Below are 8,421 nucleotides of genomic sequence, written 5' to 3' on the forward strand. Positions count from 1 at the left end.
ATTCGCGATCCCCCGTGGCGCCGCAATTCGAGAGGTGGCGGTCTTGCCCGTGCGCGAGAACGACGTGCGCAGCCGGTAGCGGATCGTCCCCGACAGCACCGGCCCGCCGGTAGCATCGATGATCGTCCATCTATTGAAGGTTACCGACTGTCCCGCGCATTTCCAGCTGCGGGGACGCCTGGGCTTGAAAGAAGCTCACTGGCTTATCCGATGTCGCCCAGACGCAAATTCCGCAGGCAATCCCGAAGGAGATCAACAGGGCGGGCGAGATGGGTAAGCGGTGCAGGGATTGGCTGGGCCTCTTTGTTGCAGACCCGCCCAAAACCTCCTGCAACCCGATCGGTTCGACATAAAATATTTACGTGTTGGCATGGTTTACGAATGGTTTCGCGGGCCATCCACCTCATGGCCGCTTTGGCTTTGGCCGGACCGGTTAAGGTTGAGCCGGATGATTTGACCGGCTGCGAAACTCCTCGCAAATTCCTCGTTGTCGAAAAGCTGTTGGGTGGTCACGCCATCCTCGATGATCTGCACCGCCCATTGGCCGTCTATGTGTTCTACCCGAACACCGTCCTTCTGATCGTCGCCCACGCCCGCACTCCCACACAACGATGTGGGAAAAAAACCATGTGATCGGCAATCCAGCAAGTCACAAAACCGTACGAATCCGGCCGCTGGTTAACTTTGTAAAAGCGTCGAAATTTTCGCAAATGCCCGCACCCGCAGGAAACCAATTTTGGAAGGCCCGTAGCTCACACGGCCGCAGCCCGATCATCATCGATCCAGAGAAGCTGTGGACGGCATGTTGCGAGTACTTCGAATGGGTCGACGCGCACCCGCTCTATGAGGCCAAGCCCTTTGCGTATCAGGGCGAGGTGAAGATAGAGAACGTGGCGAAGATGCGCGCCATGACGATTTCACCAGCCAGGTCGAGGAAATCATCCGCACCCAGAAGTTCGAATCGGAACTCACCGGCAAAGACGGCGAACCGTTGCCGCTGGTCCCCGTGGTCAATGTCACAGTCCGCAGTTCTTGACCTGGAGCTGCATCCCAAGCAGGGGATAGCATTCAACACCGAAGCGACCGAAACGCTGTATGGTGGCGCGGCCGGCGGCGGCGGCTCCTCATCATGGCGCCGATTGCTCGGTCGGCCGCGCTCCTTCGACTCCAGCCCGCCGGCGCCGTCCTGGTCATAGGCTTGCAACAGCCGGTGAACCTGACTGCGGCTGAGATGAAGAAGCTCCGCCGCCTGGACGCTCAGCCGCCGGTCGCGGATCTTCTGGATGGCTTCAAGACGATGCAGCTCTTTTTTGCGACAAGGTGATCAAAGGCATGCCGGCTCCGCAATACGCCCGGTCTCACGCCAGGCAGTGTGAAGTCGTCAGCCTTCCTTTCCAGCTTCGAGTTGGCCAGAGCATGAGCTGTGAAAGTCGGGGACTGTCGCATCTCTAAATTGCTCAAGTGTCGCATCTCTATATAACTGCTACATCCAGAAGTCGCATAACATACATTATGGAACATAAAATTATGATTTGAAATCAATGTGTTGGCAAAATTTATCGGCTGTTAGCCACCCGCTCCATCATGCTTTCGCCGCACAAGAAAAGCAAAATGCGTTTCATCGTTGGGCCACCTGGGCCCCTTTTGTTGCGAATAGCTGCTTTGTGCCGCGAGGACCTTGGGAAGCTATTTCCTTTCGAAAAAACAGATTTTTCCTTTCGGGTAGAGGTTGGGATATGATTGCGCGACAGGAGTGCGATCTATGCAGAGTTTCACCGTCGAGCTGATACGCGACGGCAAAGCTGTGGAACGTGCCGAGGTTCAGGCCGAAAATGTTGTTGAAGCTGCGAAGACGTGGGGACCAGTAACCATCCCGTACGCCGAAGAGCCTGACATCGGCGAATGGATCAGGGTAACGCACCCTTGCGGCAGCACGACAAGTTGGTTCGAGCCGGATCGTTAAGCGCGGCCAATTTAGAGCTCACTGGCCAGGATGCGTCAGGGCTGTGGGTAAGAGCCGTGACGAACGTCACGGCGTCGGGATCATAGCAGAAGATGGACGGATGACCCGGTGCGAACCAGCGATGACAGCATGTAGTAGGCTAATCCATCTTCCTGATGTCGATCTCGCCCCTCCCCTCTCCCAGGCTGTCCGTCTCGCTTTCCCTACCCGTCTTCCGCCCGAGCAGGACGACCCTGCTGTTCGGCGCAGCAGGACTGGCCGGCACAGGCCCAACGGTACTACGCGCAGCGCCCAAGCGCAGCCTTTCGAAACTTGGTGGCACAGACCAGAAGCTTTTATGCAGATTGGAAGTCCAAATTTAAACAGTTCATCCTACGTTGGCCGATGGGCTTTTTGTCAAGGAAACGCAATTGAGCCGGTCGGGCAGAACGGATTTTGACTTTGATGGTGCAAGAAAGGCGGTTTTTTCGACCGCCAACTTGCCGGCGGCAATTGCGTTGGCCGTGCTTGTGATCTGCGCGGTCCTTGCGGACTTGCAGAACACGAAAGTGTCCGATCAACTCGCGCGCGCCGAAGTCCAGGCCAAGGTCAACATCATAAGGGCCAAGCTCGAAGGCAATGTAAACGGTAATCTCCAGCTTGTTCAGGGCCTCGTCTCGGCCATAGTTACAGAGCCGTACATGGGACAGCAGAGATTTGCGTCCTTGGCAAGCAACCTGTTCCGACAGAGATCGCAACTGCGCAACATCGCCGGTGCGCCCGATCTCGTCATCTCGCTGATGTACCCGATGGAAGGCAACCAGAAGGCGATCGGGCTCGATTACCGCAAGAGCGAGGCGCAACGGACGGCGGCGCTTCGCGCGCGAGACCTCGGCGTTCTTGTGTTGGCAGGCCCCGTCGACCTGGCCCAGGGAGGGCGAGGCTTTGTCGGGCGCATTCCCGTCTTTGTGCCGACGGCGGGCGGCGGCAGCCGATTCTGGGGCATCCTCTCCGCTGTCATCGATGTCGATCAGCTTTACGCGGCGAGCGGCTTGAATGACCCCGGGATTGATATTGATGTCGCCCTGACGGGGACCGACGCGCTTGGCGGTGGCGGCAAAAAATTCTTCGGGGGAGACAATGTCCTCGCCGGCAAGCCGGTGTCGGCCGATGTGCAACTGCCTTCGGGCTCCTGGCTGATTTCGGCTATACCGAAGGGAGGCTGGCCGGCCATTCCGAACAATGCGTGGATGTTGCGGGGGCTCATAGCCTTTGCCGGCGCGCTGGTGGTGCTGCCGATCCTGGTGGCCGGGCGACTGTTCGGCGAACGACAGAAAAACTATGCCGAGCTCAGACGTCTGTCTGGCCGCCTTGAGTTGGCCCTGGAAGCTTCTGGAATTGGCGTGTGGGAGCACGACCTGGCCACAAAAGAACTGCTATGGGACGACCGCGTCAACCAGATCTACGGCAAGCCAGCCGATGGCAAACCGCGCGGTTATGAAGACTGGGCGATGGCTATTCATCCCGAAGATTTCGACAGGGCGCGCCAGGAGTTCGACGCGGCCGCCGAGAGGGAGGGACCGTATTCTTCGCAATACCGAGTCCTGCTAGCGGACGGTACCACGCGCCACGTGCGCACGCGCGCAGCCTTCTTCCAGGACATCGGCGGCACGCCGAAGATGATCGGCGCCGAGTGGGACGTCACCAGCGACGTGCTGCTCAATGAGACGCTCATTCGAGAGCGCCAACTGTCGGAATCGAAAAATGCCGAACTCAAGGTCGCAAAGGCGCATGTAGAGCATGTTGCGCTGCACGACCCGCTGACCGGCCTGCCCAACCGCCGCTATCTCGATGAGTTGCTTGCCGAAAAAAGCGTAACGGGGACCCGCACAGCGCTGCTGCATCTGGACCTCGACCGCTTCAAGCAGATCAACGATACACTCGGCCACGCAGCCGGTGACGCCATGCTGGTGCACGCCTCCAAGGTCATCAAGGTCAACACGGGTCCCGGTGATTTTGTTGCACGCATCGGCGGTGATGAGTTCGTCGTGGTGAGCCATGGACGTGATGACAAGCAACTTTCCGCGCTCGGCGACCGCATCATCACGCAGATGCGCCGACCGGTCGATTTTCAGGGCAACCCGTGCCGGTTCGGGGTGAGCATCGGAATTGCCGCCGGAACCGACGCCAAGCAACTGCTCGTCAACGCCGACCTCGCTCTTTACCGGGCGAAAGGAAGCGGTCGCAACCGACACGAATTCTTTGACGAAGAGCTGCAAAGCGAGATCGTGCGGACCAAGCAAATTGCCGACGAAATCCTGGGCGGGTTGGAGCGCGCCGAATTCACAACATACTATCAGCCGCAGTTCGACGCCAGGACACTTGAGATCGTCGGGGTCGAGGCGTTGTCGCGTTGGAAGCATCCCGAACGCGGCATCCTGGCCCCACAAAGCTATCTCAAAGTGGCCGAAGAACTCAACGTCGTGGCAATCATCGATCGCGCTGTCCTGGAACAGGCGCTTGAGAGTTTCGACCAATGGTCGAACAGCGGTCTCAAGATCCCGCACGTCTCGGTCAATGTCTCCGCCAAGCGGTTGGAGGACAAGGATCTGATCGATGGCTTGCGCAAGCTTGCCATCAGGAAGGGCACGGTGTCGTTTGAGCTGGTTGAGTCCATCTTCCTCGATGAGAATGACGACCTGGTCACCTGGAACCTGGAGCACATTAAGGAACTCGGCATCGACATCGAAATCGATGACTTCGGCACCGGCCATGCCTCGATCGTGTCCCTGCTCAAGCTGCAGCCGCGCCGGCTCAAGATCGACCGCCAACTGATCACGCCCGTCACCCAGTCGATCCCGCAGCGTCAGCTGGTCTCGTCGATCATTGAGATCGGCAAATCGCTCGGCATCGAAGTCATTGCCGAGGGTGTCGAGACGAATGATCACGCGCGCATCCTGAAGGAGCTTGGTTGCGATATTCTGCAGGGCTATGTTTTTGGCCGCCCAATGGACGCCAAGGCCTTCACGGCGTTTGCCCAATCGCGCAAATGGTTGGCCGTGGGGTAAGGTCATGCCTCGCGCGGTAAGGCAGGCAGGCCGAGCGGTTCAACCGGCGCCCAGTCGCGAATTGGCTCGAGCACACTGCACTTGCATCGGCAAACCCACCGCCACCCTTGTCCCCAAAGTGCCCGACCGGCTCTGCGTGCCGGTGAAGTGACCGAAAGCAAATTTCTCGTCAGGTCTCTCAGATCTCATGATCCGACGGTCCGGTGGCGCGGCATGGGCTGTTAGCTCCAGACAGCTGAAGATAGCCAAAAGCGTCCGGCGTTATGGGCGAAGGAGCGCGGCACCAAATTGCGTCCACAATCGATCGCAGTCATTTGCCCTGAGGCTTGGCGTTCCGGGTTCGCCGTAGAAGACCATCGCCGAACGGACATCGTAACCGAGCACCGAGGCATTGGCCACGAACTGAATTGCCATTCCCAAATTCATCGCGTTGATCCTTACCTCGGCTTTAGTGCTGAGATCGACCACGCCGAAAATTTCCGCACCCCCACTTCTGCCGGCCATAACCGTCGTCGAGAGCGCGTTCCCCAAAGCGAGTAGCATTCGTGTTCAGTCCCCGCAAAGGCCGCTCTCGAACGCGCGCGCGGCCAATTTGTTCCTTGGCAGTTCAACGCCGGGTTATCGAACTGGCCTTTTCAAACGTGCAGCTTGCCTGATGCCGCGCCTTTAACGGTCCAGCAGTTTTCTTAGCGTAAAGCAGCCTCATGACGCTGCTCCGGCATTTCGGCGAACCAACACGTCGCCTTTTTTTCAAGCGAACTGCTTTGCCCATCATTGTCGTGACGCTGCTTGTTGCGACCCTCACCACAGGCCTTTTGCTGTGGTCGGCGACCCAGTCCGATGGTGTTGCCGTGTCACGGCAGAAAAGCTTGGTCGCCTTGATCATATCCAAGCTGGAGAGCGGAATAGCCCACGATCAGGAGAGCGTCACCGTCTGGGACGACGCGGTCAGCGCCCTGCGGAGCCAGGATGCCAAATGGGTCGACACCAATCTCGGCACCTGGATGCACACGTATTTCGGCCACGATGAGGTCTACATTCTCGATCCGAAGGACGCGCCCGTCTACGCATTCGCCGATGGATTGGCGGTGGATCCGGCGAGCTACCAATCCATACGCCCGACCACTGCGCCTCTCGTGGAGAACCTCAGGGCGGGGCTGAAACAGGGGGACACCGACGGCGTCACCGAGCAGGTGCTCACGATAGGTGCTTCCGACATGGTCGTCATCTCCGGCCATCCTGCCATTGTCAGCATCAAGCCAGTCGTTTCCGACAGCGGCCACATTGCACAAGTACCAGGTCAGGAATTCCTACACGTTGCCGTTCGCTATCTGGACGGCAGTCTGCTTGCCTCCTTGCGCCAAGACTATCTCCTCGACGACGCACACTTCTCCTGGTCAAACATGCTTAGCTCTGAAGAGGCGTCCTATCCCCTTGTCGGTCGCTCTGGTTCGACTGTCGGCTTCTTTGTGTGGCAGCCATATCGGCCCGGGGCGTTTGTCCTTTTTCAACTGGTGCCAACACTCGTGGTGGTGTTCGGACTGGTACTTGGCGGAATTATTGTAGCTCTGGCCGCTTTGCGCCGGCGGACTTTGAGGCTGATTGAGACCGAGAATCACATCTATCACCTGGCCCACTACGACCTGCTTACAGGGCTGCACAGTCGCGGCCATTTCAACAGTCGTTTGGCTGATGCGCTGACACTGCTGCCCGCGACGGGCGAGCAGCTCGCGATCCTCTATCTTGACCTCGACCGGTTCAAGCAGGTCAATGACAGCTTTGGCCACCCTGCCGGCGACGAGTTGCTCAGGGAGTTCGCAGACCGGCTGAGGCGGCTGACCGTGGAGGTTGACACGGTGGCGCGCCTGGGCGGTGACGAATTCATTATCATCCAGCGCGCGGTCGCAGGCGAGAATGAGGTCAAAACATTGTGCGAGCACTTGATCGAGTCCGCGCGCCGGCCGTTCGAGGTCGCCGGAGTTCAGGTTTTTGTCGGGGTGAGCGTCGGCGTAGCTCTTGCTCCCAGGGACGGGGTGGACCAGGTCGAGTTGGTGCGGAAAGCCGACCTCGCCCTGTATCACGCCAAAGCCGGCGGTCGCAGCGGCTATGCTCTGTTTGAACCCGAGATGGACCAGACGCTGGCAAAGCGTAAGGGTCTCGAACAGGACCTGCGCAAGGCGCTGCAAACGCCCGGCCACATCCGGGTGCATTATCAGCCGCTTTACACCGCCGACACCAACAGGATGACGGGCGTCGAAGCCCTCGCGCGCTGGTCGCACGCAGAGCGCGGTTGGGTCGCCCCTGACTTGTTCGTACCATTGGCAGAGGAAACGGGGCTCATCGAAGTTCTAGGCGAGCTGGTTCTGCGCCAGGCCTGCCTTGACGCGGTGCATTGGCCGATCGAGACCCTGGCAGTGAACGTATCGGGGTTGCAGCTGAACAATCCGAGCTTTGCCATGAAAGTGACGAGCATCTTGTTGGAAACGCAAATGGATCCACGGCGGCTCGAGCTGGAGGTTACGGAAAGCACGCTCTCCCAGCGCCCCACCGAATGCCAGCAGAACATGGCAGCGTTGCGCAGTGTCGGGGTGCGCTTTGCGCTTGACGATTTCGGTACGGGATTTTCCTCATTGGGCCGACTGCAGAGCCTGGAAGTGGACAGGATCAAGATCGACCGAAGCTTCGTGCAGGGCTTTGGCGGCTCGAACGGTGACGAGGCCATCGTTCAGGCGATTATCGACCTGGCTCGCGCGACTGGCCTCAGCACGACAGCGGAAGGGGTCGAGACCGAGAGCCAGTGCAATTATCTGCGCAAGCTCGGCTGCGACCAGCTACAAGGCTTTTTGCTTTCAAGACCGGTGCCAAAAGAGGACCTTCAGGAACTCCTCGACGGCGGATCAAGGCGGGCGACCGCATGAAAATGCGTCTATGTGATTCCCGACGGTCGACGATGCCGCACGCGGATGCAAGCAGCGAATCTTGGCGGCCTGGGACAAGGTGCGTCGACACTCCCCTGGCCAGTGACGCCTGACGATCTGTGTCACCCGCTTCGGGCCAGAGCGATTGATGCGGCTGCGCATGACGCTGGGCTCAACTCTCAACCTCAGCGCACATCGGGCTCTAGGTCGAAAATGGTAGGTCGAGATCAACTCGCGCGACGGCGTAAGCGTCAAGCGAGATGAATTGGTCATCCAGCGGTCTTGCGGTACTTTCCATGAAGTTGGGATCGGTTGCCGCCCGTTCGAACTGCTCGGCGCCAAGAAGAGCTATACGGGCACTGCTCGGCGCATCCGGAAGTTTCACAGATTGCGCCTTGGAGGTAAGGTTGGCGACCCACAGTGTCACGCGCCAATCTTTTTCAGCTGCGATCGTCGCAATGGCGTCAGCGCCGGAAGTTCCTACGGACAGCAG

General features: G+C 59.0%; 6 protein-coding genes and 2 pseudogenes. 4 read left to right on the forward strand and 4 right to left on the reverse strand.

The annotated features are described in order from the left end of the window. Positions 1-375 precede the first annotated feature (375 nt). Positions 376-591, reverse strand: coding sequence for a hypothetical protein (locus tag EN925_RS12690; protein WP_013525312.1), 216 nt, complete (start codon positions 589-591; stop codon positions 376-378). Positions 592-629: 38 nt separating this feature from the next. On the opposite strand from EN925_RS12690, the gene EN925_RS12695 reads away from it, so the two are divergent. After that, on the forward strand, positions 630-1,196 hold the full coding sequence (locus EN925_RS12695) for a DNA-packaging protein (RefSeq protein ID WP_245459456.1): 567 nt from the start codon (positions 630-632) through the stop codon (positions 1,194-1,196). On the opposite strand, the pseudogene EN925_RS12700 reads toward EN925_RS12695, so the two are convergent. After that, positions 1,121-1,303, reverse strand: a pseudogene (locus EN925_RS12700) (helix-turn-helix domain-containing protein); the annotation flags it as partial. The gene EN925_RS12695 and the pseudogene EN925_RS12700 sit on opposite strands and share 76 nt — an antisense overlap. Before the next feature lie 459 nt (positions 1,304-1,762). On the opposite strand from EN925_RS12700, the gene EN925_RS12705 reads away from it, so the two are divergent. Next, positions 1,763-1,963 (forward strand): hypothetical protein, encoded by a 201-nt coding sequence (locus tag EN925_RS12705; RefSeq protein ID WP_013525315.1) that lies wholly within the window; start codon positions 1,763-1,765, stop codon positions 1,961-1,963. 410 nt (positions 1,964-2,373) lie between these two features. Beyond that, positions 2,374-5,010 (forward strand): EAL domain-containing protein, encoded by a 2,637-nt coding sequence (locus EN925_RS12710; protein ID WP_127370868.1) that lies wholly within the window; start codon positions 2,374-2,376, stop codon positions 5,008-5,010. Positions 5,011-5,271: 261 nt separating this feature from the next. Here EN925_RS12710 and EN925_RS12715 read toward each other — a convergent pair whose 3' ends face one another. Next, complete coding sequence (locus tag EN925_RS12715) at positions 5,272-5,478, reverse strand: hypothetical protein (protein ID WP_245459328.1); 207 nt, start codon at positions 5,476-5,478, stop codon at positions 5,272-5,274. 236 nt (positions 5,479-5,714) lie between these two features. Between EN925_RS12715 and EN925_RS12720 the strand changes: the two genes are divergently transcribed. Further along, a complete protein-coding gene (locus tag EN925_RS12720) occupies positions 5,715-7,928 on the forward strand; it encodes an EAL domain-containing protein (protein ID WP_127388516.1) in 2,214 nt (737 codons plus the stop codon). A 202-nt stretch (positions 7,929-8,130) separates the two neighbouring features. Here the strand turns inward: EN925_RS12720 and EN925_RS12725 are convergent. Then, positions 8,131-8,421, reverse strand: a pseudogene (locus EN925_RS12725) (hypothetical protein); the annotation flags it as partial.

The sequence above is a fragment of the Mesorhizobium sp. M7A.F.Ca.US.006.04.2.1 genome (genome assembly GCF_004022915.1).
In the GTDB taxonomy this organism is placed as follows: Bacteria; Pseudomonadota; Alphaproteobacteria; order Rhizobiales; family Rhizobiaceae; genus Mesorhizobium; species Mesorhizobium ciceri.